This window comes from Nocardia sp. CC227C, from assembly GCF_030767025.1.
Taxonomy (GTDB): domain Bacteria; phylum Actinomycetota; class Actinomycetes; order Mycobacteriales; family Mycobacteriaceae; genus Nocardia.
Map to the genome: position 1 here is coordinate 185,773 of NZ_JASITE010000011.1, position 24,415 is coordinate 210,187.

Genomic DNA, 24,415 nt, shown 5'->3' on the forward strand with positions numbered 1-24,415 from the left:
CCGACCTTACGAGATCAGGGGTCACCGTTCCAGGTGGCATGGTCGGTAGTCGAATTCCGCCCTGTCCTGGCGGTACGCAGATGTTCGCGGCTCAGGCACGTGCTTGGGAACTGTGCGGCTATCCTCCGCCGCATCGACGCCGGATGGTCGGCCACTTGGCCGATATCTCGCGGTGCAGCGCGGATGAATGTGATCGGTGCCGGGCGTGGATTCGGATGGTCCGCGGCGCTATAGGGCCGCACCCAACCAGGAGGCGAAGCCGAGCAGGCTGTCCGACTGCCGACGCTGGGCGGCGGCGATCCCGTGCACGGTCTCTCGCACCGAGGGGTGCAAACGGGTCTGCTGCGGCGCTGCCGCGCGAGCCTTGTTCAGCGCCGACAGCGCCTTGTCCGGCTTCCCGCTGAGCAACCAGGCTCGGGCATTGTCCTGCCAGTGGTGGCCGATACGGGTGGGCGGTGCGTCCGGGGCGTAGGTGAGCCGCGCGCCCTCCAGCGCCGCGCGGTTCGGGTCACCCGATTCGAGCTCGATCGCATGGGCATGTATTTCGACGTTCAACGGACCGAATGCCGTCATGTACAGGTCGGTCTCGCCCGTGTGCGCCGCCATGTCCCGCGCGGCCTCGATGTGATCGACCGCGCCGGGGTAGTTGAGTTTCCGTGCCTCGTTGATCGCACCGGCCAGGTGGGAGCATCCGGCCATGACCAGGCCCGCCCGACTGGTGTCGGCGTGAGCGATCGCGGACTCGATCAGCTGTCCGGCCACATCGGACTCGCCATAGTGCGTGAGTAGCCGAGCACGCGCAAGCGCTGAGAGGGCGCTGTAGTACGGGTCGTCGGCCAGCGGTGCGTAGGTGTCCGCGAGATCGAGCGCGGGCAGGGCAAGCATGAGGTGCCCGGTGCGTCGAGCCGACCACTCGGCGAGGACGTACGCCGAGGTGATCAGGGTATACGCGTGCGTCCGTTCGACACCGGACAGTTCGCGCACCGCGCCGTGCAGGCGGCGGATGATGTCGGGCAACACCTCGATGGTCTGGCGCGTCCGATCACTGCGGTAAAGCTGTTGCGCCGCCTCGAGATCGGCCTCGATCCGAGGCAGCGGGCCGGGCTCGGAGGCGCGGGCGTATCGGCCTTCGGTGAGCAGAACCGACAGCGCGTTCACCGCATCCGACAGCGGCTTCCCGTCGTCATAAGGTGCTCCGGTCAGTTGCTCGGGCGTAATGCGCAGGGCGCGAGCAACCGCCGAAACAAAGCCCGGCGACGCCGGTTCCCGCCCCTGCTCAACAGCCTTGACCATGCTGAGGCTGTACGCCGCGCGCGTAGCGAGCCCCTGTTGACTCAGCCCGGCTATCTTGCGTTCCGCGGCGATCCGATGCCCCACATGTTCGCCCATGATTCGAGCGTAGACCCGCGATAGTCCCATGTCTTCCTGTCCCCGCACTGTCCCTCCGCCGCCTTGCGGGCAGCGAAGCTCAGTGGCAGCCCCGCCGCCAGGCCGGTCCCGTGCCCCGCACAGGGCCCTTGGCGGTGGGTGCTCACCACCTCGACACGGAAGGGGCCGGGCCGGTGGAACCGCCCGCACGATTCGACGATGAGGACAACTGGGCTTTCGCACCTGGCGACGGCTTCCGCTACCTCCAGCGCACCGACGGGTCATGGTCGCTGATCGGTGACGACGGATGGGAGATCGCTCCCGACGACCTCGACTCCGAAACGAGGACCGCGCTTGCCGCACTGACCTTCGCACCGATCGACGTAGACCCACTGTGGGTCGTGGACATCGAGATTCGGTGATCACTCATGCCGTCGTGGGTGTTCGTTATCTGCGTGACAGCCGCACTCATGCTGACAGCGGCCGCGTACGCGGTCGCGTGGATGTGGCCGCGTCGGACACCGGATGGGCGCAGCGTGGCCGAGATACAGCAACGGGTGCGGGAGGAGCGGAGCGAGATGGACACGGCCGTGTGGCCGGTCGGGTACCCGCATGATGCGCCCGACCGACCGATGGGGGAACTCGAGGCGCAGCGAACCATGCAGCGGCACCGGTCGTGTCGAGTCGGCGAGTGCCCGCGCAAGACCGTGGCGTGGCGAACCCTGGTCGCGGCGGGGCGGATCACCCCGGACTCGGGACGCACCTATTGATCGGGGTTCGCCGCGGTACCACAGCCGATTTCGCACCGTCGCTCATCTCCGGAGCATCGGCGTGCAGTGGAGCGACTCGGCTTCGACGAGTTCAGTAGGCTGCCGATCATGAGTCCACTCTGGCGCGGGGCAACCCGGATATTTCTGCGCAGCGGCGTGATTTTCGGCATTTTCATGGCGCTCTACCTGGGATTGTTCTCCGGCTCCGTCCAGAGTGGGGTGGTCGGCGGATTGATCGGCGGGCTGCTGTTCGGTGCGATCATCACTGGCGTGTCTCTGCTGCGGGCACGGCGCGATGGCACCGGCCATGAACTCGGAGCCGATGTGCGCCAGCAGGTTTCGATCGAGGTGAAGCGGCCCGCCGCGGAGACGTTCGCGATGGCCGAACAAGTTATGGCCGAGGTACCGGCGACCATCACACAGCGTGATCCCGCCGCTGGTGTGCTCACCGCGCGCACGAAGATGTCATGGCTGAGCTGGGGCGAGAACCTGCGGGTGGCGGTGGCGGAACGACCCGACGGCAGCATCGTGGAGGTCTCCAGTCGTCCGCGCCTTCCGATCACGACCGTCGACTACGGCCGCAATCTCCAGAATGTGCGGTCGATTGTGCGGGCGCTGACCGTACCGGCGTAGTGGCCAACCGCGGTCGGGAGAGTCAGCAGCGTCCGCCCGTTCCGGACCCAGGTCACCTTCGATCACGCTGGCTGACACGCTCATCGGCATTTGTGGATGTTCTAGACGAGGCCCGCAATCACTGGCGCGATAGGGTTCTGCCGTGTCGCACGCAATCACCGCATTGATATTGCCCGACCCCATCAGCGCGGAAGCGGCGGACCGCTGGGATCTGGTGGCAGTGCCATTGCCAGGCGATCTCACGCTGTTGCACGTTACCCACTACTACACCGCATATTGGCAAGCGCGACTTGGGATTTCGAGCTACCTCGAAATCCCTTCCGAAGCGCCGGGGCGGCCGGGGCTGTTCCCCCGCGAAGGTGTCGTGACGACCATTGCGATCGAGTTGGCGGCTCGGCCCGACTCGTCCTTCGCGGTGGTGCTCACAGACTACTTCGGCGGTACCGGCGAACAGTGGGCAGCGATGTCGATCGGTGGTAGGCCAGTGCGGTCGGTGAACTCCATCAACACAGCGTTGCGTGCGCTGGGTGTCAGAGCCACGGCAGGATCGGATGAGTTCGACACGGTCGGTCTGGCGGCGCATCGGTCGACACCTGACTACCTCGACCGATACATCGATCTGTGCGATGAACTCGGTGTGTGACTCTGTACTGTCCGATTCTTGATGTGCGGCAAGTCCACGCACGTCGTCCGTCCCTGGATCAGCACAGCTGGCCGGTCCGGACAACACGCCACGCGGCAGAATTGCGCGCGTTGGAATTGCGCACGGCATGTGGTCAGGGCCAGAAGACGCAGTCGTCTCGAATGAGAAGCGGTTGCCAGTCCAGATCCTCGTACCAGCGAAGTCGCCCGATCTCCACCGAACCAGCTGCCGCAACCCTGCCGAAATCCACACGGCGATACAGCCAGACCAGCGACCGCAGCGTCAGCTCGGCACGCCCGGGTCGCGGCAACTACTTCATCCCGGCGGCGCGGAAGAGACGATCGTAGATCTCACGGATGACCTGTTGCTTACGCGCGTTGTAATCCATGACGTTGACACCTCCGGGGATCGCCGCTCGTTTGGCGTTCTCGTAAAATGCGCGATCCTCGGGATGGGTGCGCAACCAGTCGCGGAACATGCGGTGTCTGAGCACCTCCGGACAGTTCGGGCCGAATACGTGCAGGTTCACCCGAGGGTCGGCGAGCCGCAGGCACCGATGCTCATGGAATGACGGCTCTCGAACGGTGAGGAAATAGCCGAGCCGTTCGAGCGGTGGGACGTACACGCTCTCCTCTCGAGGGTCGGCAACGGTGAGATCGATGTCGATGACGTCCTTTGCGGCAAGCCCCTCGACGGATGTGGATCCGATGTGTTCGATGTCGAGGGCCACCTCGCCGAGCGCAGCAAGGATGTCGTCGGCCAAGGCATGAAAGCGGTGCGCCCACTCCCGGTTGTAGGAGACGATCGTGACCGTCTCGGGTGAGGGCGGCCCGTTGACCCAAGGGTCTTCGGAGGGATCGGGTTCGTGGTGGCGGGTGATCTCGTCGAAGGTGGGCATCAGAGACAAACCTAGCGATGTGACGAGGGTTTCGGCACCGCCCTTTCCCCGACTTCCCAGCCCCACGACATGGCCCCCAGCGGGAGCACGTGCAACCACAAAAGCCCCTCAATTCGCCATGAGCGTGCGTTCAGACGTGCCCGGGCCGCCGAGCATGCTCGCCGATACCTACGGGGTCTCGGCCCGGGGTATCGACGTCGGGATTCGCCGATTCCCACCGTCGGGACTTCATGAGCGAAGCCACCCGGTGCCGGCCGCCGCGTCGGGCGGGGCGCGTCGGTGATGGCCGATAGCATTTCTCTCAGCCGTGCGGCAGGAGGGCAGTTGATGGATCTGGACGCGTACACCTATGTGCACAGGCATTCCTGGGAGCGGCTCGATCAGCTCGCCACCCGGCGTAAGCGGCTGTCGGGGGCGGAGACCGATGAGCTGGTGCGGCTGTATCGGCTGACCTCGCAGCAGTTGGCGTCGTTGCAGACGCAGGGGGCCGATGCGGAGTTGGTGGCGGGGCTGTCGGCGATTCTGACGCGGGCGCGGGGGCGGGTGCTGAGTGCGCGCACCGATATCGGGCGGGAGATCGGTTACTTCTTCACGCACCGGTTCCCCATGGCGGTGTACCGGGCGTGGGGCTGGTGGGTGGGCGTGGCAGCGGCGTTCCTGCTCGGGTCGACGGTGCTGGCCTGGTGGGTGGCCGAATCGTCGCATGCGCGGCGCACTCTCGGGCTGCCGGAGCACGCGCCGGAGCTGACCGGGCCGGGTGGGGCGTTCGAGTCCTACTACTCCGAACATCCGAACGACGCGTTCGCCGCCCAGGTGTGGACCAATAACGCGTGGGTGGCCGCGATCGCCCTGTTCACCGGCTTCCTCATGGTGCCCGCGGTCTACGTGTTGGTCATGAACGCCGTGAATCTGGGCATCACCGCCGGGATGATGGGGAACGCGGGACGGCTGGAGTCGTTCTTCACGTTCATCCTCCCGCACGGAATGCTGGAGCTCACCGCCATTTTCGTGGCGGGCGGCGCGGGGCTGAAGCTGGGGTGGACGCTGGTCGATCCGGGGCGGCGCAGCCGGGTGCAGGCGCTCGCGCACCAAGGCCGGGCCACCGCCGTGATCGCGGTGGGCTTGGCGGTGGTGCTGTTCGTGTCCGGTCTCATCGAGGGTTTCGTCACCCCGAGTCAGCTGCCCGATCCGCTGCGCATCGGGGTCGGACTGCTGGCGGAGCTGATCTTCCTCGGCTACGTGTTCGGCGTGGGTCGCCGGGCGGCGCTGGCAGAGGATGAGGGTGAGCACATGTCGAGCTACCCGGGGGGAATCGGACCGGATCCGGCTGCGGTGACAGGGTCTTCGACCTCGGTGGCAGCGGTCGGAAGTTGATTTCCACTGGCCGCAGCGAGTCCAGCTCAGCTGCGGCCAGCGTTGCCGACAACTCTACACAATCGTTATGCCGACGCAACCCTCGACACGGACTGCGGGCGTATAAGCCGACCAGGCGAATCGAACACTGCGGGAGGGTGATCCGGCGAGATCGCAAATTTCCAGCTTCCCCATTTTCGAGGCTAGGTAACGATCACCGTGATCATTTCGTAGCAACTTCCGCGCCACCGCCGCGCGACCCTAAGGACTGCTTGGTGTGAACCCCGCCTGAACGTTTGCTTCGGTTTCGGACAAAACTCGCCAACAACTCGGTCACCCGCGTTCATCTGGCGTTTTCCGAGAGCAGGAGGCTATTGCCTACCGTTCGCCAGATTCGAAACAAACTCGAAGTCTGTTTAACCGAGCTAAGGCCGTACGCAGGTCTAGCAAAAGTCGCCGAAAAGGTGTCGGGTACCCCGAGCGCCGTCCGGCGGCAATCGAATTTCGCTCTCACCGCACCGTCACGCACCCATCCGCCGCCGCCCGGCAACGCCCCGACCGGGGGCCGCCGGGCAGTACTGCGATCTTCGTCACATCTCACCGCGACCTGCGGTTTTCCTCAGCCCGCGATCCGGACGATGCCCGTCGTGGTCCCTTGCAGCACATCGCCGGAATGCAGCAGCAGCGGCGAGGTCTGCAATGGATCGGCGAGCAATGTGGACGGCAGCCCGCGCTCGCTCACCACCTCCCCGGTTTGCGGGTCCACGACCGTGAACGCGTAACCGTCCAGCGGAGTGGTGACCGGCAGCCCCACCCGGCTCACCGTGTAGAGCAGTCCGTCACCCGCAGAAAGATGCGGAACGGCGGAACTGCGCACCGTGTTCTCCCACACCGTGTGGCAGCCGCCGCCGTCCACATCCACCCGCGTCATACCGCCGACGAAGGGGGCCGACGCCGGTTCCGCCGGACCCGCGCCCTCGGGCACCGCCGGATACGGGTACCCGTAGGTGGAGGCCACGAACACCGACTCCCCGATACCGACGGGCGAGTTCTCACTGCCAGCCCCACCGCGCGTCAACACCGGCCGCGTGCACACGAGTTCGCCGCTGCCGGAGCGGAATACCAGCAGGCTCACCTGATCCGCCGCATTGTCGACAATCGTCACGTAATCGGCCCCGGTGCTCGGCCCGAAGTAGGTGGGCGTGGAACCGGTCCCCCAGGACAGCTGCCCCGGCTTGCGCGCCGGACCCCGGTCGTAGGCCGCGCGCCACAACTGCACCGGCCGCCCGGCGGCGTCGGCGTCGAATTCGTAGAGCGCGTGCGTGGTCGCCACCGCGACCCGCCCGCTCGGCGCGGCCGAGATGCTGTTGGCCACCTGCTCCCCCGCGGGCAGCCCGAGGGTGGCGACGGCACCGCCGAGGGTCACCGTGCCGACAATGCCGCGCGCGGTGGCGAACCAGACCGTGCCCGACCAGTCCGGCACCAGCCCGGTGACACTGTCACCGTCCGGGATGGCCGCCGTGAGATCCACCGAATCGACCACGCGCAGTTCCCATCCGGCTCCGCTGCGCTCGTGCGCGATGCGCAGCAGCTTCCGGGTGCCGTCCACCACCACGAGACGATCGTCATTGTCGAGATAGGCGTACACGCCGCCCAGCAGTCCACCCTTGGTCAGCTTCAGCTGCGCCAGCGACCCGGTGAGCACCCCCGCCGACCCACTGGTGGACCCGCTCGCCGACCCGCTCGCGAGCCCGGCCGATCCGGTGGCCGGGCCCCCGGACCCGGTGCCGAGCAGCCCTGAGTCAGCCGGGTCGATGAGATGCACCACCGGCGCACGATCAACCACCCCGGTGCACAACGCCACCACCAGCCCGTCCGACCCCTGCAACAGCGTCGGACAGGCCGCCCCCAGCGGATACACCCCGATCCCCCGCGCATCGGTCCCCGGTCCCGGATACGGCACCACATCCGAGGAGCCCGCATCCCCGTGCATAGTCGCCGTACCCACCGGCCCCAGATAAGGATTCGGCTCCGCCAACGGCCCCCACCCGGGAGCCGCCGCCCCCGGCCCCGCCGCGATAGCCCCCAACATGCCGACCGCCAGCAGCCCCAATGCCGACCGTCCGATTCTCCGTGCTGACACAGCCGCCGATACTGCCCGAGGCGTACCTATCCCTCGCGCGTTACGCCAGATCGGCCCCGCCCAGCGGGACCTGCCCTGGACTTATGGCATCAACTCTGGATCAGCCACCGAAACGGTTGGTGCGACAACCGATTCAGAACCACCACTCACATGGTGTCCGGTTCCGCAATGATCAGCGACCACCGAACAGATGCCGCCCAAGCATCTGCCCCAACGCCTGACCGGACCCACTCGCACTACCCGACGACGACGGCCCCCGATCATCGCAATACCGCTGCGCGAGCAGACCATCTCCACTCCACCAGCATCGGACTTCCTCATACGGCTGCAACGGCACCGACGCAGCGGCGGTAGCCCCACCCGCCAGCAGCCCCGCCGCCACGACGACCACCCCGACAACCATCCGCACCGCGGACCTACCGATATTCATGACACCTCCAAACACCGTGTGCTCACGGTGAAAAACTGTTGCAGCGCAAGAATTCTGCATCAAACCGACCGTAGCGACAACCCGAGCATCTGCAGAGGCGGAGCAGCCGAGATCAACCGAGCTGTGCGCGCATCCACACCGGAACTTGATCGACCGCACGCGGATAGCTCGCCAACTCCTGGCGAAGGTCATGCGTACTCGGCATGGGAACCCACTCCGGAAGCGAATCCCAGGAGAACTCCACCCGGTACCGGTCCGGTGGCGCGATACGAACCTGACCACCCAACCACGCCCCGGCCACCTGGTCACAGGTCACCTGTTTGTACTCAATCAACAACGCCCGCAACAGTTCCGACAGATCCACAGTGTCAACCGAATCATCACTCCGGACGACCCGAATGCCCCCACTCCCCTCGTCGCCGACCAACGACACCCACAGCAACGCGAACTTCCAGTCAGCCCCGAGCAGCCCGACTACCTCATCCACCATCGCCCGCTCGTACACCTCGGGACCATTCTCATTGACTCCCAGGGACTCCCACCGAGCCGAGATCCCCTCCCCGCCGAGGTTCGAGTTGACCGTCTCCAGCATCTTCAGCACCGTGGACGTCGGCTTCGTCGCGCTGAAGAGCACGATCTCTACCTCCCCGCCGCCCTCTACACCGGCCTTGTCCGCCATTCGCCGCACTTCTCCCGAACGCACAGCACCGAGGTAACCATTCAGCTTCCGCCGAAAATCCTCGGTCAGCAAAGCATCCGATTCCTCGCTATAGCTACGATCCTCGGTCATCGCTAACAACAACCGACCTTCCGGACCGACCGCGAGATGATCGATACGGTCGTATTCCGATACCGCCATTCAGACCTATCCAATCGCATGTAATCGAACGAATGCCATCAAGCAAGGAAGCACAGTCGTCGTGCTATATGCCGCGCACGCGAGCATAGGAAGGGTATCTGCTCGCTAACACTGCATCGAACGCGGATACGCGCTCAAATGAATCCCAATGATGAAACTCAGACCGACTCAGATACCATTGCATCAGGTCCGCAACAGCTTCAGGCCTATCGTTTGCCACTCCCAGAGTCGCAACTCCCCTCAAACGGGTCGGATCTGGATTGAGCGTATCAACACGCATAGGATTTCCTTGTGTGGCGAGAGAGAAAGGCTTATCCAGTGAACCCCGATCGTCAAACCATCGCGCGGCAGGACCGTGAACATAGTCCATAAACTTGCTTACCATATAATCCAAGCTAGCTTCGGAACCGACATACAGGCGACAATAGACATCATTAGGATCATCGAAGTACCCGAATGTTGCCACATCGATCTCAGCATTTCGAAAGCCACTCTGCGGTACAATCTCCGCTATCTCACCCACGAATGGCGATCCAATCCATGCCAGTCCGCGCACAGCCACGCGTTTAGACTCTCGAACGAGAGTCACCTCTACAGCCTCAGTCATTCCATCGACCGGACTGCTCGGCATGGAGAACCAGAACCGCCTCACCTCGAGGAGGCGCCCCCTACCTTCCGCGACTGGCCGACCGTCGAGCGGAGCGGATATCTCGAAGCCAGCGTCAACCATAGCCCCGGACAACCGCAGACCTACTAGCTTCATCAAGCGCGAGGAATAGCTACTCACCTTGCTCACCCGATTCAGAACCGGGTCCGGTTACGTTCGCGAAGAAGAGCGTATCCTATTGCACACCTCATCGTGTACCTCAACTAATCAACAGCTGTACGCGCTAGAGCGTACGCGGGGAAGCGGTTACTAATTGCGATATCAAAAGCAACGGCACGATCAATAGAATCCCATTTATGAAATCTGTCATGGCGAAGATACCAGTCCATAAGTGCAACTGCATCCGATGCCAATTCATTCAGAAGAAGCAGCACAACAGTTGCGCGTATTCTGACAGGGTTCGGACTATTCTGATCCAGGCTTTGGACGGTTGCGGTCCGTGCAGTCGCGAGCAGTTCAGAGGAGCTACTATACCGAGAAAACCACTGCTCGACAGGGCCGCGAAGGAGTCGCATATACTCACTCACAGCGTAATCTGGGTCAGCACCGACTGGTATCTCGCCAGGGTCTAGCGTCCGTTCAAAGAAACCGAAGTTGACGGACTCCAGTCGACCAAGAGGCCAACTACCTCTACTCAACGCCTCGGCAGGAAGCTCCTGCAGGATATCTTGTGCCGCCTTTGACACGACCCAAGCACCGGCGGTAATACCCATCCCAAACCTTCCGTTGCGCTGGATGTGGGCGTTAACTGCGGCCGTCAACTGCGGTACACCATCGACGATCCTGGCAAACCAAACAGAAGCCTCCGACGAAGAGTTGGTCCCGCACCCAGCAGCGGCTACGCCATCCAGCGGGTTCGATGGAGTGAAGCCCTCAGTAGCCAATGCATCGGTTAGTTGACCGACGATCTGTCGGATCAACTGTGTGCTATTACTCGTCATTGCATTCCATCTCGGGTTGGCCAACTCAACTCTATACCAATGACCGCAGCTGGCGAAGTTGGAAGTTCACACGTATAGATGGGATCGATACGTGTTAGCGCTCAACTCCTCGGCTTGACTGGACAGACTGGGATCAACCGTCGGCATCGAGATATTGACAGTCATCGATTGATTGGTCGCACTCGGGAATAGAGACCCACCCAGCTGGCCTGCCGCATCTGACACGTTCTTGAGAAACGATAGTGCTGGAGCGCCTTCTCCAAGAGATCGCTGCGAAATGTAAGACCCACTGATGCCATCCACCAGCGGCCTAGCAACATGGCGCGTTGGCAGCTCACCGGCACCTATCAGACTATCATTCAGCGTCTGCAGACTCGGAGCTAGATTTCGAACTAGTTCAAGCGCCTGATGCCGGGACTGATAATGCACAGAAGCCAGATAGTCGCCGGAATTGAATGCGCGCCGAGCCGCCTCGGCGTTGAGCTGAGAAAATGCAGTCAGCGCCGAATCACGCCATTCTGGATTGTTTATTGTGCCATCAACCAACGGGCCGAGTATCAACGGGTCGTCCGCAGCCCGCTGGAGCACGCTATCCGACGGCGCCCATTCATTGTTCCACCTGATTGTCTCCACGCGATCGATAACAACATCATCCAGATCAAATTCATAGCGTTCCAACTCACTTGCTAGATCTGGATTTTTCGCTAGATCTAGCTGAAGGTTCCTGCCCACGCCTTACGCCACGCGGAATCCACCGACTCCCACGACCGCCCCGCGGCCTCGAAGATGTTCACAGCGAACACGACATCGCGCTTGTTCGTACGGAAACCACCGAACGACGACCCGACCTGAAACGCCGACTGATTCCAAATCGTCGTCACCGGAGCGTCATACAGCCCGCTCGGCGACGTAGCCAACTCCACACCCTCGCGACCACGACCTTGACCGGCGATCGTCCACAACGAACCATCAACGCCGGTCACCGTGATCATCGCAGCGTTCGACGCCACAGATTCACCTCAATCCAAGAAATAGATACCGCCACTACGAATGGGACAATTCCCACTGCAAGGCAAGAACTTTCAATCTGCCGATGATGTCCTCCTGATTGGACATCGAAATATTCACTGTGGCGGGCTGTCCCGAAGGAACAGCGCCACCGTAGCCATTCGCGGCACTCGACCGGCTACGCTCCGACCGCGACGCCAGCATCTTCTGCAGGAAGAATGGGTCCGCGTTGAGAGCCTGTAGGAACGGCCGATTCACCGCCGTCGAGCGGGCATTCATCACGAACTCGCCATCGGACAACCAGGCCGGGATCTTGTCACCGATCGACGAGCCCGCACCCCGAACATCGCCACCATTTGCGTAGACAGGAGCCTTGGGAGCGTTGCCGACCGGTCCGGCCTCCGCGAACGGCTGATCGATTGTCAGGTCGACCGAGGGCGCGCCCCGCATGGCCCGGGGGTCTGGCTCGATGGTGCGTTGGAAAGGCGCGATGGCCTTTTCGCCGACTCCGATGTCTCGGTTGACCCACAAGCCCGCATTCGGGCCTACCTTCTCATTGTCGATGATCGCCGGGGCCGGTAGTACCGCGATCGTGTGCTTGTTGCCATTTGGAGCATGCTGGTAGATCTCCATCCAGGGGTACTTTGTGACCGTCCCGTCGACCGTGGCTCCGGTAGAACCGGGTGTGCCGGCCACACCGTGCCCCGGTGTGACAACGATGTCGCCGTTCACTGTGCCCAGCGTCGGTGACACGCTAGGCACGAAGGCGTCGTGGCCGCTGTATCTGATGCGAACCGAGCCGTCCTCGGCCTGCCATACCTGAGCTTCTGGAACAGCAGATTGCGCACGAACGGCCTCGCCGTCCTCGAGTTCGATCGAGGGGTTTTGGCGGATGATTACAGCGCCGTTCTTATAGTCCACATACATCGTCATCCGGGTGTGTTCCGGATCGAAATCAGCCTGGGGACCGCGATCATCGCCCGAGTTGTACTTCCGGGTGAACCAATTCAGCACTTGGTCTTCACGGATGAAGGCTCCAATACGAACTACCCCCTGTCCTTCGACCGGGTTGATTCGCACGACACGAATCTCGGGGTCGGCACCCATGTACTTCGGGTCATAGCTGCGAGGGTTGAGCGCGTAGGCGGTCTCCCAGTCCACCGCGTCCACCGGCAAGCGCCCGAACATCGCCTTGAACGCATCGCGCGAGGCAATACGTCGTGGGTCCTCGTCGATTAACGATGTTCCATCGACACTCGGAATCCGAGTGCTGGAGTCCAAGAACGATCGGACGCCGCCAATCAGTCGATCGATAGGAGCAATGACAGGTTGGATGAGGTCGGTCAACGAGGGACCGATAGGTGGTGTACCAGCTGAATTATCAGTTATTTTCGTCACACTTGCTTCAATTCCTGAGTTGACCGAGAGTGAGTGGACTGGCCCCCGAGCCCAGTCGGCATGCGAACCGCCGTGGGTGCAGATTCGTTGGCTGCGATAGCATCTCGAGCGCGAAAGGTGGCACTGATGTCTCGAGTTCTTGCCGTGGCAGCAGTTTTCACGACGTTGGTCACGGCCGCGTGCGGTCAGAATGCGCGCGCTGGTGATGACGCGTCCATTGACCCGAAATGGACTCGGATGCCAGAGGTCACGTCCGTCAGTGAGTTTCCCGTAGACCCGACCCTGACCGAGGCTCTCGCGCAACAGAAGGCGGTAGACCTTCTCTCCGAGGCGCTCGGCGCCTCCCCGCACGAGCTGTCCCTGGTCCTCGGCGATCAATGGAATGGCGACCCCCTCGACCCACGACTTGTCGGCGCCTGCATCTTCGGTAGCGATAATCCCGACGACCCGCAACGCCTACTGATCGACTACCTGGTAGTAGGTCAGACCCGCCCTCCTACGGACTACCTCGTCGACTTTGCGCGAGGATGGTCGGAACTCGGCTGGGAAGTTCGCACCAACCCCGCCAACCGCGCCATTATCCAGGCGATAAGCCCAGATCACTTCATGCTCACCGCGTCAGTGGCAACCAATGGGGATACCGCCTTCACGATTGCTTCACAGTGTTTCCCTGGCACCAACCGAAACGGTGCGCCGCCTCTACCTGAGACGATTCCGCATCCATAGCGGTTGGTTGGCTCAGCCCACGGGCGCGAACGACGGAACTCAAACCCAGTGCACGTCATGTGGAGTACCGGCCAGCGGTGCGTGGTGTGCTGTTCGTCAGCTCACAAAGACCGAGACATTCAATCCCATGCCAACGGCCTTCCCTTGACCGTTCTGCTGCATCTGAACATCGATGACGTCCCCGGCTCGCAAAATCGGCTGCGCTGTTATAGGTAGGGAGACAGGTGTTTCCGGGGCGAGGACGGTTCCTTCACCCACGGTGAGGCTGGCGAAGCTTTGAATCGGGACGCCGTTTCTGAGCTGACGTACGTTGATCGTGATGTTGTCGTTCGGGTCGCCGGTCACAACGGAAAACCCCGGCGGCGCTACCAGTTCGACGTCGGTGACGGTATCACCGCTGTAGAACGCGGACGCGTACACGCCGGCCAGGGCGACAACGTCAGCGCCTCCGGCGTCCTGCGCCGGGAGGGTGGCCGTAAAGATCATCAGTTCTCCCAGGTGGGTGCGGTGAATTCGTCGATGAGGCGCTGCATCGACCGGTCGCGGTGCTCATCACGAACGATGTCGGCCGCGGTGACCGGGCGAGGCATGGGTTTGATGGTGGGCGGGTCGCCGCCGGCGGCGGCGATCACCGCGGCCTGGACCCCTTGCAGCGCATCGATGACCGACAGCAGGAGATAGCTGTCGATGGTGTAGCCCTCGGGTGTCGTCCCACTGGGCTGAGCGGCTTCTTCGTAGAGGTCGAGGGTCGCCTCGGCCTCTTCGGCGGCGACCATCTGTTCGGCGAGTTCGCGGTCCATGGCCAGTGCGGCCCGATAGTGGGAGCCGTGCGGCAGCCGGTCCTTGAACGCCCAGATGGTGCGCCAGTCACGGGTTCTGATGGTGGCGGGCCCGAAGCAGTCCCGGACGTCGATGCCGCGCTCGAGCAGGTCGTAGTCGAGCGCGGCACCGAAACGTTCCCAGAACTCTACGAGCCCTGCGATCCCCCCGGCAGCTCCGAGGAGAGAACTGCACGGCCGCCCCTGCGCGACGGCCAACACAGTGTCTTGGCTGCGACGCACCGATGACCACCCGGCATCGGAAGCGTCCCGGCTACGTCGTACACGCCGGAGGTGGCATGTGCACCAGATGCCGGAGAGCGCAACAGCGGTCGGCATGAGCTGCCCGCGCGCTCCGGCACGAGCTGGCGACGCCGAGCTTGATCATGCCGCTCGGGCGGGTGGCTGCCAGATTCGGCTGCGCAGGTCCGCGCCGCGGATCACCTGGATGCGCCAGGGGGTCAGGCGTAGGAGGCGTAGTTTGGGGTCGTCGGGGCCGTGCCAGAACTGGCCGAGGTGGTAGCCCGCGCCGCGGGGGCTGGTGCGGCGGTAGAGGTCCCAGACGTGGGATTTGACGGTTATGTCGTCGACGCCTTCGGCGGTCGCCTCCACCGCCACGGAATTGTTGCCGGGTTTCCAGTAGGAGAAGCTGGTGTGCGGGTTGGCGGCGAGGTGCTTCTCCTTGATCGGGGTGCGGTAGGTGGCCAGCCAGCCGAGGGGTTCGCCGTCCACCTTCTCCCACACCGGGATCAGGACGCGGGTGCGGGGGCGGTTGCGGGCGTCGACCGTCACCATGGTGGCGTAGTTGATGGATCCGACGTAGGCGTTGAATTCGCTTTCCAGATCCTCGAATCGATCGACCTTGGCGCTCATGAGGCGACTCCCTTCCGGAGAACTTCGATCACACTGGCGAAACTGTCCGCGCCGTGCCCCGATTCCCGGGCGCGCAGCATGGTGGCCTTCAGCAGTTCGGGCAGGGCGGTGTCGATGTCGCGTGCCGCTTCCTCGTGCAGCACATGGTCGATGGTGGCGATCTGCACGTCCACGGTGGCGTCGTCGCCCGGGTAGCTGCCCTCGTCCACCTGGGCGGCGTAGCGGGTGAGAAAGGAGTTCACGGTGGCCAGCCAGCGGATCGCGATGGGGGTGAACGCCTGCGCCGTCACCTGTTCCGCGCCCACCAGGGCGACGCCGTGCAGCCAGCCGGTCATGGTGGACCACATGAGATTCAGCAGCGCCGAGTCGTAGAGGGCGGCGATACCGGCGTCCGCACCGAGGTACAGCGGATCGCCGAGGGCGGCGAGGGTCTCGCGATGCGGCTCGAACGCCGCCGCGGCACCGCTGTAGAGGAACATCACCTCGGAACTGCCGACCCCGGGCGGGGTGGTCATGATGCCGCCGTCGAGATAGTCGACACCGCGCGCGCCGAACCACTCGGCGGCCGCGCGGGCCTGTTCGGCACCGCACGAGGTGAGGTTGACCAGCGCCTTTCCCGCGAGTTCGGCCACGATCGGATCGGTCAGCTCCCGCATCGCCTCCTGGTCGAAGACGCAGACGAGGACCAGCGGGCTGGCCTCGACCGCCCGGCGCGGGTCGGCCGCGAGCACCGCGCCCCGGTCCACCAGCGCGCGGGCCTTGTGCTCCGACCGGTTCCACACGGTGACCCGGTGGCCCCGGTCGAGCAGCGCGGCGGCCAGCGCCGAGCCCATCTGGCCCAGACCGAGTACGGTGACGGCCTGCGGTGTGGTGTCCATCTCTTGTCTCCCTTGGATTTTCGATCGCTTCGTGGATGACCGAGAGCAAGATTCGCAGTCCGCGCCGGAGCCGACCAGTGACACGGATGCCGGGTACCACCAAATTCCTGCCATAGACTGACCGGCATGAGCGTCGGTTCCGTAGCCCTGGTCGTTCCCGCCGATATCGGCGTGCCCACCTGGGATCTCTACGAATTGAGCATTCCCGCAACGGTTTTCGGCAAGCCGCAACCGGACCTGTCCGCGACCTGGTATGAATTGCGACTGTGCGGCACCGGTGATCGGAGCGATCGCGGCTCACCGGGCTTCACACTGCGTACCCCCTACGGCCTCGAGGGTCTGGCGGGTGCCGACACCGTGATCGTCCCATCGGTGCCGGACGACTGTGTCGATGAAGGAAAGCCGCTGCCACCCAATCTGATCGAGGCCCTGCGCGCCGCGCACGCCGCTGGCGCCCGCATGGTCTCGCTGTGCACGGGAGCCTTCGCCCTGGCCGAGGCCGGACTGCTGGACGGCCGCCGCGCCACCGCGCACTGGATGCACACCGCGGAGCTGGCCCGGCGCTATCCCGAAGTGCGCGTGGATGATTCGGTGCTCTACGTGGACGACGGCGATGTGCTCACCAGCGCCGGGATGACCGCCGGCCTCGACCTGTGCCTGCACCTGGTGCGCCGCGATCTCGGCTCCCGGGTGGCGAATCAACTGGCGCGGCGCATGGTGGTGCCCGCGCACCGGCCGGGCGGTCAGGCCCAGTTCATCGAGGAATCGGTGCCGGAGACCGACGACCGCGCCCTCGCGCCGGTCATGGACTGGGCGCGCACCCGGCTCGACCAGCCGCTCACCGTCGAGGATCTGGCCCGCCGCGCCGCCGTCAGCCCCCGCACCCTCTACCGCCGCTTCCAGGAGACGACCGGCACCACGCCGCTGCAATGGCTGTTGAACCAGCGCCTGGCCCGCGCCCGGGTGCTGTTGGAGACCACCCACCTGCCGATCGAGAAGATCGCCGAACTCAGCGGCCTCGGCACCGCCAACAATCTGCGGCACCATTTCCTCGAGCGCATGGGCGTCTCCCCCGGCGGCTACCGCCGCAGCTTCCCCTGCCAACCCCACGAGACGAACCCGCACGAGACGAACCCTCACCAGACGAACGTCGCCTGAAACGCGAAAAAGCTCGATCCGGAATCCGGATCGAGCTCCTCGTCTGGTGGGCGAGGGGGGACTTGAACCCCCACGTCCTTGCGGACACTGGCACCTGAAGCCAGCGCGTCTGCCATTCCGCCACTCGCCCGAGCGACGTGAAAAAGTTATCACGGGGTATGCCCTAAAACGAAATCGCCTGGTGACCGGCCGTACACCAAGTTGCGGGCCGCGCGGGAACCAGGGGCTTTCGCCAAGAGTTACAGGTGTGGACGATCGTGGATATCATGCAATCACCGTGTCCCTACGGCGACACGCCCTTCTCGCGTGTCGCCGTATCGGACGCGCCGTGCATGACACGGCGTCTGCAGACCACGACACGAGAAACGCTCGCTCTCGAGGGAGCGTCATGACCCGGGAGGAGGGGCGATGGGTATCGTTTCGCGGTTCGAACGCCGCCTCCAGGGAGCTGTCGGGGATGTCTTCGCCCGCGTGTTCGGCGGTAGCGTCGTGCCCCAGGAAGTCGAGTCGGCCCTCCAGTGCGAGGCCACCGATCACATCCAGGAACTCGGCGGTGGGCATCTGTTGGCTCCCAACAGTTACACCATCACCATCAACGAATCGGACCTGCGGCAACTCGAGGCCGACCACGAACTGACCACCCGCGCGTTCGCCAAACATCTGCAGGACTACATCCGCGAGCAGGGGTGGCAGACCTACGGCGAAGTGCACGTGGCGTTCGAGGCATCACCTACGCTGCACACCGGACAGTTCAGAACCCGCGGCCGGGTGGACCCGGACGTGGGCCGTCGGACCGGCCCACCACCGGCCTCTGAACGACCACAACGACCCGAACACCCGCAACCAGGAGCTGGCCCCATGACGCAGAACTCAGGCTACGACCCCAGCCGTGACGCCGCGGAGTCCGATCCACGCCGCGGTGGGTACGCGCCCCCTCCGGCGGGCCAGCAGGGCTACGGCGACCAGGCGTACGGCCAGCAGCCCGGCTACGCCGACCCGGGCTACGGCGAGTACCAGAACGGGTACGACCAGGGTGGCTACGGCCAGCAGGGGTACGGCCAGCAGCCCGGCTACGCCGATCAGGCGTACGGGCAGCAGGGCTACGCCGACCCGGGCTACGGGCAGCAGCAGGGCTACGCCGACCCCGGCTACGACCAGCAGGGCTACCAGCAGGGTTACGACCAGGGCGGTTACGGGCAGCAGCAGGGCTACGACCAGGGGTACGGGCAGCAGGGCTACGACCAGGGTGGCTACGGCCAGCAGGGCTACGCCGATCAGGCGTACGGGCAGCAGGGCTACGCCGACCCGGGTTACGGGCAGCAGGGCTACGCCGACCCCGGCTACGAGCAGGGCGGCTACGCGCCCGACGACCAGTACGGCCAGCAGGGCTACGGCCAGCAGCCCGGCTACGGCCAGCAGGGCTACGGGCAGGCTCCGGCGGCCCCGCCGCACGGCGGCTCCAGCTACTCGGCCACCCTCCAGCTCGACGACGGCAGCGGTCGCACCTACCAGTTGCGTGAGGGATCCAACATCATCGGCCGCGGCCAGGACGCGCACTTCCGGCTTCCCGACACCGGGGTGTCCCGCCGGCACATCGAGGTGCGTTGGGACGGCCAGACGGCCATGCTCTCCGATCTCGGTTCGACCAATGGAACGCTGGTCAACGGCTCGCCGGTACAGGATTGGCAGCTCGCCGACGGGGATGTCATCCGCGCCGGGCATTCCGAGATCCTGATCCGGATCGTCTGATCCCGTAAGCTCGCGGTGCAGGTCACGATATGGCCCGAGAATCCTCGGTCGTATCGTGATCGCAACCGGTCTACGGCCCTATGATGCTGCCAACACTCACGCGGTGGCGAAACCCGGCCCGTGCTGACAGGCAACACCGGTTGGGGGTCGACGAACCGTACCAACAACACGGTCGAACAGGAGGTGGAGCACCGTGCAGGGATTGATCCTGCAATTGACCCGTGCGGGGTTCCTGCTGCTGCTGTGGCTGTTCGTGTGGGCGGTGCTCCGGACCTTGCGCAGCGATATCTACGCGGCATCCGGCATCAGAGTCGCGCCACGGTCCCCGAGTGGTTCCGCGGTGCTGCCATCGTTTCGCCGGGGCCAGAAGGGCGCCAAATATCTCGTGGTGACTCAAGGCTCACTCGCCGGCACCCGCATCACCCTCGGCACCCAGCCGGTGCTGATCGGGCGGGCCGATGATTCCACGCTGGTACTCACCGACGACTACGCCTCCACCCGCCACGCGCGCCTGTCGCCGCGTGGTGAGGACTGGTATGTCGAGGACCTCGGTTCCACCAACGGGACCTACCTCGACCGCGCGAAAGTCACCACGCCGGTGCGGGTTCCGCTCGGCACCCCCGTCCGTGTCGGCAAGACAGTGATCGAGCTCCGATCGTGACACTTGTTCTCCGCTACGCAGCGCGCAGCGACCGCGGTCTCGTCCGATCCAACAACGAGGACTCCGTCTACGCGGGTGCGCGGCTGCTCGCACTCGCGGACGGGATGGGCGGCCACGCCGCCGGTGAGATCGCCTCACAGTTGATGATCGCCGCCCTGGCCCATCTCGACGACGACGAACCCGGCGACGACCTACTCGGCAAGCTCGACCGGGCGGTGCGCGACGGCAATGCCGCCATCGCCGATCAGGTCGAGGAGGAACCCGAACTCGACGGTATGGGCACCACGCTCACCGCCATCCTGTTCGCGGGCAAGAAACTAGGCCTCGCCCACGTCGGCGACTCCCGCGCCTACCTGTTCCGCAACGACGAGCTGACCCAGATCACCCGCGACGACACCTTCGTGCAATCGCTGGTGGACGAGGGGCGCATCACCCCGGAGCAGGCGCACACCCATCCGCAGCGGTCGCTCATCATGCGCGCGCTCACCGGCAACGAGATCGAGCCGACGCTCATCGTGCGCGAGTCCCGCGCCGGAGACCGCTACCTGCTGTGCTCCGACGGCCTGTCCGACGTGGTCAGCGACGAGACCATCGGCAACACCCTGCGCGAGGGCACCACCGACGAGGCCGCCGACCGACTCATCGAATTGGCGCTGCGCAGCGGCGGTCCCGACAATGTGACCGTCGTCGTCGCCGACGTGATCGACCTCGACTACGGCCAGAGCCACCCCATCGTGGCGGGCGCGGCCTCCGGTGAGGACGAGGACACGCCCCCGCCGAACACCGCCGCCGGTCGCGCGGCCGCCATGAGACCGCCGCGCGCCGCCCCACGCCGCGCCGTCCAGCAGTCCGAGCCCGAACCTGCGCGCAAGAGCCACAAGCTGCGCTGGCTGCTGCTGGCGGTGGCGCTCATCGTGGCCGTCGGCGCCGGGCTCACGGTCGGCTACAACATGATTCGCAGCAACTACTACGTGGGTGCGGACGGCGATCGGGTGGTGGTACTACGCGGGCTGCCCGGTTCCGTGCTGGGCTACTCCATCCACGATGTCGATCAGATCGGATGCGTCACCCGCGACGGCGAACTGTCCCTCGTCGCCCCGGACGCCGACTTCCCGGCCGGCTGCCGCGAACTGACCTTCGACGATCTCAAGCCCACCGGTCGCGATTCCGTCGAGAAGGGCCTGCCGCCCGGCTCCCGTGCGGACGCCGTCACGCAGATGCGATCGCTGGCGCAGCGGGAACTGCTGCCGCCGTGCGAGAAGCCCGCCGAACCGGAGCCGACGCCGCCGGGCGAGACGGAACAGCCGCCCGCCACGGGCGCGCCGACCACGGCGGTGCCGCCGACCACCACCGGCCAGCCGGAGCCCGAGCCCGGCGGCGAGCGCACCGGGGAGCTGCGTCAACCCGAGAACCGCGAGCAGCCCCCGACGAACACCCCCGTCACGACCACCCAGGCCCCGCAGATCGCAGGCCAGAACTGCCGAGCGACGGACTGATGTCCGCACCGGCACCGCCGTCCGCCGGGGCTTTTCCCAGTCCTCCGGGCGGATTCGCTCCCGCGCCGCCGCCGTCCACCCGGCGGAATATCGAGTTGCTGCTACTCGGCCTCGCCGCACTCGTCACCACGGTGGCACTGGTGCTGGTGGAGGCCAGCCAGGAACAGTCCATCAGCTGGGACATCGCCAAGCTGGGTTTGGCGTACCTGGCGCTGTTCGGGGTCGCGCACCTGGCGGTGCGACGCTTCGCGGCCTTCGCCGATCCGGTGCTGCTACCGATCGTGGCGCTGCTCAACGGCCTAGGGCTGGTGCTCATCCATCGCCTGGATCTGGCCGACAAACAGGACGCCATCTTCAATTCCACGGCCATCCCCTCCCCCGACGCCAATCAGCAGGTGCTGTGGACGGGTCTGGGGATGGTGGTGTTCATGGGTCTGCTCATCACGCTGCGCGATTACCGCACGCTGGCGCGCTACGCCTACACCCTGGGTCTGATCGGCCTGATCGCGCTGGCCATCCCGGCCCTGCTGCCGGACCGCTACTCCATGGTCAACGGCGCGAAGATCTGGATCCGGCTACCCGGATTCAGTGTCCAGCCGGGCGAATTCGCGAAGCTGCTGCTGATCATCTTCTTCGCCGGGGTGCTGGTCGCCAAGCGCGACCTGTTCACCGTGGCGGGCAAGCATGTGCTGGGGCTGGAGTTGCCGCGCCCCCGCGACATGGGCCCGATCCTGGTGGTGTGGGTGGTCTGCATCGGCGTGCTGGTGCTGGAGAAGGACCTCGGCACCTCGCTGCTCATCTTCGCCACCGTGCTGACCATGCTCTACATCGCCACCGAGCGGGTGGGCTGGCTGGTCATCGGCGGCGGGCTGCTGGCCATCGGCTTCCTCTTCGCCTACAACTGGTTCGGGCATGTGCGGGTGCGCGTGGAGACCTGGCTGCACCCGTTCGACGACTACAACAACACCGGCTACCAGATCTCGCAGTCGCTGTTCGGTCTGGCCACCGGTGGGCTGGCGGGGACCGGGCTGGGCAGCGGACGGCCCTCGCAGGTGCCCTTCGCCAAGACCGACTTCATCATCACCACCATCGGTGAGGAACTCGGGCTGGTCGGCCTGACCGCAGTGCTCATGCTGTTCACCATGCTCGTGGTGCGCGGGCTGCGCACGGCGCTGGCGGTGCGCGACAGCTTCGGCAAGCTGCTGGCCGCCGGACTCTCGTTCACCATCGCCGTGCAGGTGTTCGTGGTGGTCGGCGGTGTCACCAAACTGATTCCACTGACCGGTCTCACCACGCCGTTCGTCTCGTACGGCGGTTCCTCACTGCTGGCCAACTACGCGCTGGTGGCGCTGCTGATCAAGATCTCCGACGCGGCGCGCGCACCCGCCCCGGTCCGCAAGCGCGCCCCCGAACCCATTGCCGACGCCCCCACCGAGATGGTGCGGCGACCTCCGAAGGGAGGCACCGCGTGAACACTCCCCTGCGTCGCGTCGCCATGGCCGTGATGATCATGGTCGTCGCCCTGCTCGCCAACGCCACCTACGTACAGGTCATCAAGGCCGACAGCTTGCGCAGCGACCCGCGCAACGTGCGGGTGCTGATGGACGAGTACTCGCGCCAGCGCGGCCAGATCTCCGCGCAGGGCACGGTTTTGGCCAGTTCCGTCGCCACCGACGACCGGTACAAGTACCTGCGCACCTACCCGACCGATCCGGCGGCCTACGCACCGGTGACCGGGTTCTACTCCATGCAGTACGGCAGCACCGGGCTCGAGCACGCCGAGGACTCGGTGCTCAACGGCTCCGACAATCAGCTGTTCGGCCGCCACCTCGTCGATCTGGTCTCCGGCCGCGATCCGCGCGGCGGCAATGTGGTCACCACCATCGACCCGGTCATGCAGAAGGTCGCCTACGAGCAGCTCACCTCGAAGGGGTACACCGGTTCGGTGGTGGCCATCGAACCGAGCACCGGGCGCATCCTCACCATGGTGTCCACCCCGAGTTACGACCCGAATCAGCTGTCCAGCCACGACGGCGCCGCGGTCACCCAGACCTGGAACGAGCTCCAGCAGGATCCGCGCTCGCCCATGCTGAACCGCGCCGTCTCGCAGACCTATCCGCCCGGTTCCACCTTCAAGGTGGTGGTCACGGCCGCCGCGCTGTCCGCGGGCGTCGCCCAGCCGGACGACCAGTTCACGGCCGCGTCGCGCATCACCCTGCCCGACACCGCCACCACGCTGGAGAACTACAACGGCAACCACTGCGGTCCCGGCGACAACCAGACCGCATCACTGACCACCGCGTTCAAACTGTCGTGTAACACCGCTTTCGTGGAGCTCGGTATCAAGGTTGGGTCCGCGAAGCTCAAGGACGAGGCGGCCGCGTTCGGCATCGGACAGCATGAGGGGATCCCGATTCCCGTGGCGGACAGCACCGTCGGCACCATCCCGGACGGCGCGGCGCTCGGACAGAGCAGCATCGGCCAGCGCGACGTGGCGCTCACGCCACTGGACAACGCGGTCATCGCGGCCACCATCGCCAACGGCGGCGTCCGGATGCGGCCCTACCTGGTCGACCAACTGCAAGGCCCGGATCTCAGCGTGCTCGGCACCACCAATCCGATGTCGGTGGGTCAGGCGGTGAACGCCCAGGTGGCGTCCCAACTGACCACTCTGATGATGGAATCGGAGAAGAACACCCAGGGCGGGGGCCGCAGCCCCTACACGATCGCTTCCAAGACCGGCACCGCCGAGCACGGCAGCGATCCCCGCAACACCCCGCCCCACGCCTGGTACATCGCCTTCGCACCGGCGCAGAACCCGAAGATCGCGATCGCGGTCATCGTGGAGAACGGCGGTGACCGCGCGCTGGCCGCGACCGGTGGTTCCGTCGCGGCGCCGGTCGCCCGCGCGGTGCTCGACGCCGGACTGGCGGGGGGCTGAACGA

25 protein-coding genes and 1 tRNA gene are annotated in these 24,415 nt (G+C 65.2%); 12 read left to right on the plus strand and 14 right to left on the minus strand.

The window, feature by feature from the left end; genetic code table 11:
* Positions 1–228 precede the first annotated feature (228 nt).
* Entirely contained in the window at positions 229–1,389 is a 1,161-nt protein-coding gene (locus QMO76_RS22835) for a helix-turn-helix domain-containing protein (protein ID WP_306363362.1), read from the minus strand.
* Between the two features lie 173 nt (positions 1,390–1,562).
* On the opposite strand from QMO76_RS22835, the gene QMO76_RS22840 reads away from it, so the two are divergent.
* From QMO76_RS22840 to QMO76_RS22855, 4 genes are all read left to right on the plus strand, one after another.
* Complete coding sequence (locus QMO76_RS22840) at positions 1,563–1,790, plus strand: hypothetical protein (protein ID WP_306363363.1); 228 nt, start codon at positions 1,563–1,565, stop codon at positions 1,788–1,790.
* Between the two features lie 33 nt (positions 1,791–1,823).
* The gene (locus QMO76_RS22845; protein WP_306363364.1) at positions 1,824–2,138 is read left to right on the plus strand and encodes a hypothetical protein; all 315 of its coding nucleotides are present in this window, start codon (positions 1,824–1,826) and stop codon (positions 2,136–2,138) included.
* 66 nt (positions 2,139–2,204) lie between these two features.
* Positions 2,205–2,771, plus strand: coding sequence for a hypothetical protein (locus QMO76_RS22850; RefSeq protein ID WP_306363365.1), 567 nt, complete (start codon positions 2,205–2,207; stop codon positions 2,769–2,771).
* 142 nt (positions 2,772–2,913) lie between these two features.
* Positions 2,914–3,414 carry a hypothetical protein gene (locus QMO76_RS22855; protein ID WP_306363366.1) on the plus strand — a complete coding sequence of 167 codons (501 nt, stop codon included), beginning with the start codon at positions 2,914–2,916 and terminating at the stop codon, positions 3,412–3,414.
* 310 nt (positions 3,415–3,724) lie between these two features.
* On the opposite strand, the gene QMO76_RS22860 is transcribed toward QMO76_RS22855, so the two are convergent.
* Positions 3,725–4,312: a GrpB family protein gene (locus QMO76_RS22860; RefSeq protein ID WP_306363367.1), complete on the minus strand. Its 588-nt coding sequence runs from the start codon at positions 4,310–4,312 to the stop codon at positions 3,725–3,727.
* Between the two features lie 327 nt (positions 4,313–4,639).
* On the opposite strand from QMO76_RS22860, the gene QMO76_RS22865 reads away from it, so the two are divergent.
* The gene (locus QMO76_RS22865; RefSeq protein WP_306363368.1) at positions 4,640–5,686 is read left to right on the plus strand and encodes a stage II sporulation protein M; all 1,047 of its coding nucleotides are present in this window, start codon (positions 4,640–4,642) and stop codon (positions 5,684–5,686) included.
* A gap of 598 nt (positions 5,687–6,284) precedes the next feature.
* Here QMO76_RS22865 and QMO76_RS22870 read toward each other — a convergent pair.
* The 7 genes from QMO76_RS22870 to QMO76_RS22900 form a co-directional block, all read right to left on the minus strand.
* Positions 6,285–7,757 (minus strand): hypothetical protein, encoded by a 1,473-nt coding sequence (locus QMO76_RS22870; RefSeq protein WP_306363449.1) that lies wholly within the window; start codon positions 7,755–7,757, stop codon positions 6,285–6,287.
* A gap of 593 nt (positions 7,758–8,350) precedes the next feature.
* Positions 8,351–9,097, minus strand: coding sequence for a DUF6572 domain-containing protein (locus QMO76_RS22875; protein ID WP_306363369.1), 747 nt, complete (start codon positions 9,095–9,097; stop codon positions 8,351–8,353).
* 64 nt (positions 9,098–9,161) lie between these two features.
* Positions 9,162–9,620 carry a hypothetical protein gene (locus QMO76_RS22880; RefSeq protein WP_306363370.1) on the minus strand — a complete coding sequence of 153 codons (459 nt, stop codon included), beginning with the start codon at positions 9,618–9,620 and terminating at the stop codon, positions 9,162–9,164.
* A gap of 347 nt (positions 9,621–9,967) precedes the next feature.
* Positions 9,968–10,705 carry a hypothetical protein gene (locus tag QMO76_RS22885; protein ID WP_306363371.1) on the minus strand — a complete coding sequence of 246 codons (738 nt, stop codon included), beginning with the start codon at positions 10,703–10,705 and terminating at the stop codon, positions 9,968–9,970.
* A gap of 66 nt (positions 10,706–10,771) precedes the next feature.
* Complete coding sequence (locus QMO76_RS22890) at positions 10,772–11,383, minus strand: hypothetical protein (RefSeq protein WP_306363372.1); 612 nt, start codon at positions 11,381–11,383, stop codon at positions 10,772–10,774.
* A 32-nt stretch (positions 11,384–11,415) separates the two neighbouring features.
* A complete protein-coding gene (locus QMO76_RS22895; RefSeq protein ID WP_306363373.1) occupies positions 11,416–11,715 on the minus strand; it encodes a hypothetical protein in 300 nt (99 codons plus the stop codon).
* 34 nt (positions 11,716–11,749) lie between these two features.
* Entirely contained in the window at positions 11,750–13,060 is a 1,311-nt protein-coding gene (locus QMO76_RS22900) for a hypothetical protein (protein ID WP_306363374.1), read from the minus strand.
* Positions 13,061–13,237: 177 nt separating this feature from the next.
* Here QMO76_RS22900 and QMO76_RS22905 point away from each other — a divergent pair, with 177 nt between their 5' ends.
* Positions 13,238–13,837 carry a hypothetical protein gene (locus QMO76_RS22905; RefSeq protein WP_306363375.1) on the plus strand — a complete coding sequence of 200 codons (600 nt, stop codon included), beginning with the start codon at positions 13,238–13,240 and terminating at the stop codon, positions 13,835–13,837.
* A gap of 96 nt (positions 13,838–13,933) precedes the next feature.
* On the opposite strand, the gene QMO76_RS22910 is transcribed toward QMO76_RS22905, so the two are convergent.
* The 4 genes from QMO76_RS22910 to QMO76_RS22925 form a co-directional block, all read right to left on the minus strand.
* Positions 13,934–14,323 carry a hypothetical protein gene (locus tag QMO76_RS22910; protein ID WP_306363376.1) on the minus strand — a complete coding sequence of 130 codons (390 nt, stop codon included), beginning with the start codon at positions 14,321–14,323 and terminating at the stop codon, positions 13,934–13,936.
* The gene (locus QMO76_RS22915; protein ID WP_306363377.1) at positions 14,323–14,898 is read right to left on the minus strand and encodes a hypothetical protein; all 576 of its coding nucleotides are present in this window, start codon (positions 14,896–14,898) and stop codon (positions 14,323–14,325) included. The genes QMO76_RS22910 and QMO76_RS22915 overlap by 1 nt, the downstream gene beginning before the upstream one ends.
* Positions 14,899–15,039: 141 nt before the next feature.
* Complete coding sequence (locus tag QMO76_RS22920) at positions 15,040–15,528, minus strand: pyridoxamine 5'-phosphate oxidase family protein (RefSeq protein WP_306363378.1); 489 nt, start codon at positions 15,526–15,528, stop codon at positions 15,040–15,042.
* Positions 15,525–16,406 (minus strand): NAD(P)-dependent oxidoreductase, encoded by an 882-nt coding sequence (locus tag QMO76_RS22925; RefSeq protein WP_306363379.1) that lies wholly within the window; start codon positions 16,404–16,406, stop codon positions 15,525–15,527. Before QMO76_RS22925 ends, QMO76_RS22920 begins: the two co-directional genes overlap by 4 nt.
* 126 nt (positions 16,407–16,532) lie before the next feature.
* Between QMO76_RS22925 and QMO76_RS22930 the strand changes: the two genes are divergently transcribed.
* On the plus strand, positions 16,533–17,564 hold the full coding sequence (locus QMO76_RS22930; protein WP_306363380.1) for a helix-turn-helix domain-containing protein: 1,032 nt from the start codon (positions 16,533–16,535) through the stop codon (positions 17,562–17,564).
* Between the two features lie 44 nt (positions 17,565–17,608).
* On the opposite strand, the gene QMO76_RS22935 is transcribed toward QMO76_RS22930, so the two are convergent.
* Positions 17,609–17,694: transfer RNA gene (locus QMO76_RS22935), tRNA-Leu, on the minus strand.
* A gap of 278 nt (positions 17,695–17,972) precedes the next feature.
* On the opposite strand from QMO76_RS22935, the gene QMO76_RS22940 reads away from it, so the two are divergent.
* From QMO76_RS22940 to QMO76_RS22960, 5 genes are all read left to right on the plus strand, one after another.
* On the plus strand, positions 17,973–19,313 hold the full coding sequence (locus QMO76_RS22940; protein WP_306363381.1) for a DUF3662 and FHA domain-containing protein: 1,341 nt from the start codon (positions 17,973–17,975) through the stop codon (positions 19,311–19,313).
* A gap of 193 nt (positions 19,314–19,506) precedes the next feature.
* A complete protein-coding gene (locus tag QMO76_RS22945; RefSeq protein WP_282777532.1) occupies positions 19,507–19,974 on the plus strand; it encodes an FHA domain-containing protein in 468 nt (155 codons plus the stop codon).
* A complete protein-coding gene (locus QMO76_RS22950) occupies positions 19,971–21,470 on the plus strand; it encodes a PP2C family serine/threonine-protein phosphatase (RefSeq protein ID WP_306363382.1) in 1,500 nt (499 codons plus the stop codon). Before QMO76_RS22945 ends, QMO76_RS22950 begins: the two co-directional genes overlap by 4 nt.
* A complete protein-coding gene (locus QMO76_RS22955) occupies positions 21,470–22,942 on the plus strand; it encodes an FtsW/RodA/SpoVE family cell cycle protein (RefSeq protein ID WP_306363383.1) in 1,473 nt (490 codons plus the stop codon). Before QMO76_RS22950 ends, QMO76_RS22955 begins: the two co-directional genes overlap by 1 nt.
* Positions 22,939–24,411 carry a penicillin-binding protein 2 gene (locus tag QMO76_RS22960; protein ID WP_306363384.1) on the plus strand — a complete coding sequence of 491 codons (1,473 nt, stop codon included), beginning with the start codon at positions 22,939–22,941 and terminating at the stop codon, positions 24,409–24,411. The genes QMO76_RS22955 and QMO76_RS22960 overlap by 4 nt, the downstream gene beginning before the upstream one ends.
* Positions 24,412–24,415: the final 4 nt, after the last annotated feature.

Excerpts from the sequence above, each read along its gene's own strand:
- QMO76_RS22835 (WP_306363362.1), bottom strand. The coding sequence starts at position 1,389 with ATGGGCGAACATGTGGGGCATCGGATCGCCGCGGAACGCAAGATAGCC.
- QMO76_RS22860 (WP_306363367.1), bottom strand. The coding sequence starts at position 4,312 with ATGCCCACCTTCGACGAGATCACCCGCCACCACGAACCCGATCCCTCC.
- QMO76_RS22865 (WP_306363368.1), top strand. The coding sequence starts at position 4,640 with ATGGATCTGGACGCGTACACCTATGTGCACAGGCATTCCTGGGAGCGG.
- QMO76_RS22870 (WP_306363449.1), bottom strand. The coding sequence starts at position 7,757 with ATGTTGGGGGCTATCGCGGCGGGGCCGGGGGCGGCGGCTCCCGGGTGG.
- QMO76_RS22875 (WP_306363369.1), bottom strand. The coding sequence starts at position 9,097 with ATGGCGGTATCGGAATACGACCGTATCGATCATCTCGCGGTCGGTCCG.
- QMO76_RS22885 (WP_306363371.1), bottom strand. The coding sequence starts at position 10,705 with ATGACGAGTAATAGCACACAGTTGATCCGACAGATCGTCGGTCAACTA.
- QMO76_RS22905 (WP_306363375.1), top strand. The coding sequence starts at position 13,238 with ATGTCTCGAGTTCTTGCCGTGGCAGCAGTTTTCACGACGTTGGTCACG.
- QMO76_RS22910 (WP_306363376.1), bottom strand. The coding sequence starts at position 14,323 with ATGATCTTTACGGCCACCCTCCCGGCGCAGGACGCCGGAGGCGCTGAC.
- QMO76_RS22920 (WP_306363378.1), bottom strand. The coding sequence starts at position 15,528 with ATGAGCGCCAAGGTCGATCGATTCGAGGATCTGGAAAGCGAATTCAAC.
- QMO76_RS22925 (WP_306363379.1), bottom strand. The coding sequence starts at position 16,406 with ATGGACACCACACCGCAGGCCGTCACCGTACTCGGTCTGGGCCAGATG.
- QMO76_RS22930 (WP_306363380.1), top strand. The coding sequence starts at position 16,533 with ATGAGCGTCGGTTCCGTAGCCCTGGTCGTTCCCGCCGATATCGGCGTG.
- QMO76_RS22940 (WP_306363381.1), top strand. The coding sequence starts at position 17,973 with ATGGGTATCGTTTCGCGGTTCGAACGCCGCCTCCAGGGAGCTGTCGGG.
- QMO76_RS22955 (WP_306363383.1), top strand. The coding sequence starts at position 21,470 with ATGTCCGCACCGGCACCGCCGTCCGCCGGGGCTTTTCCCAGTCCTCCG.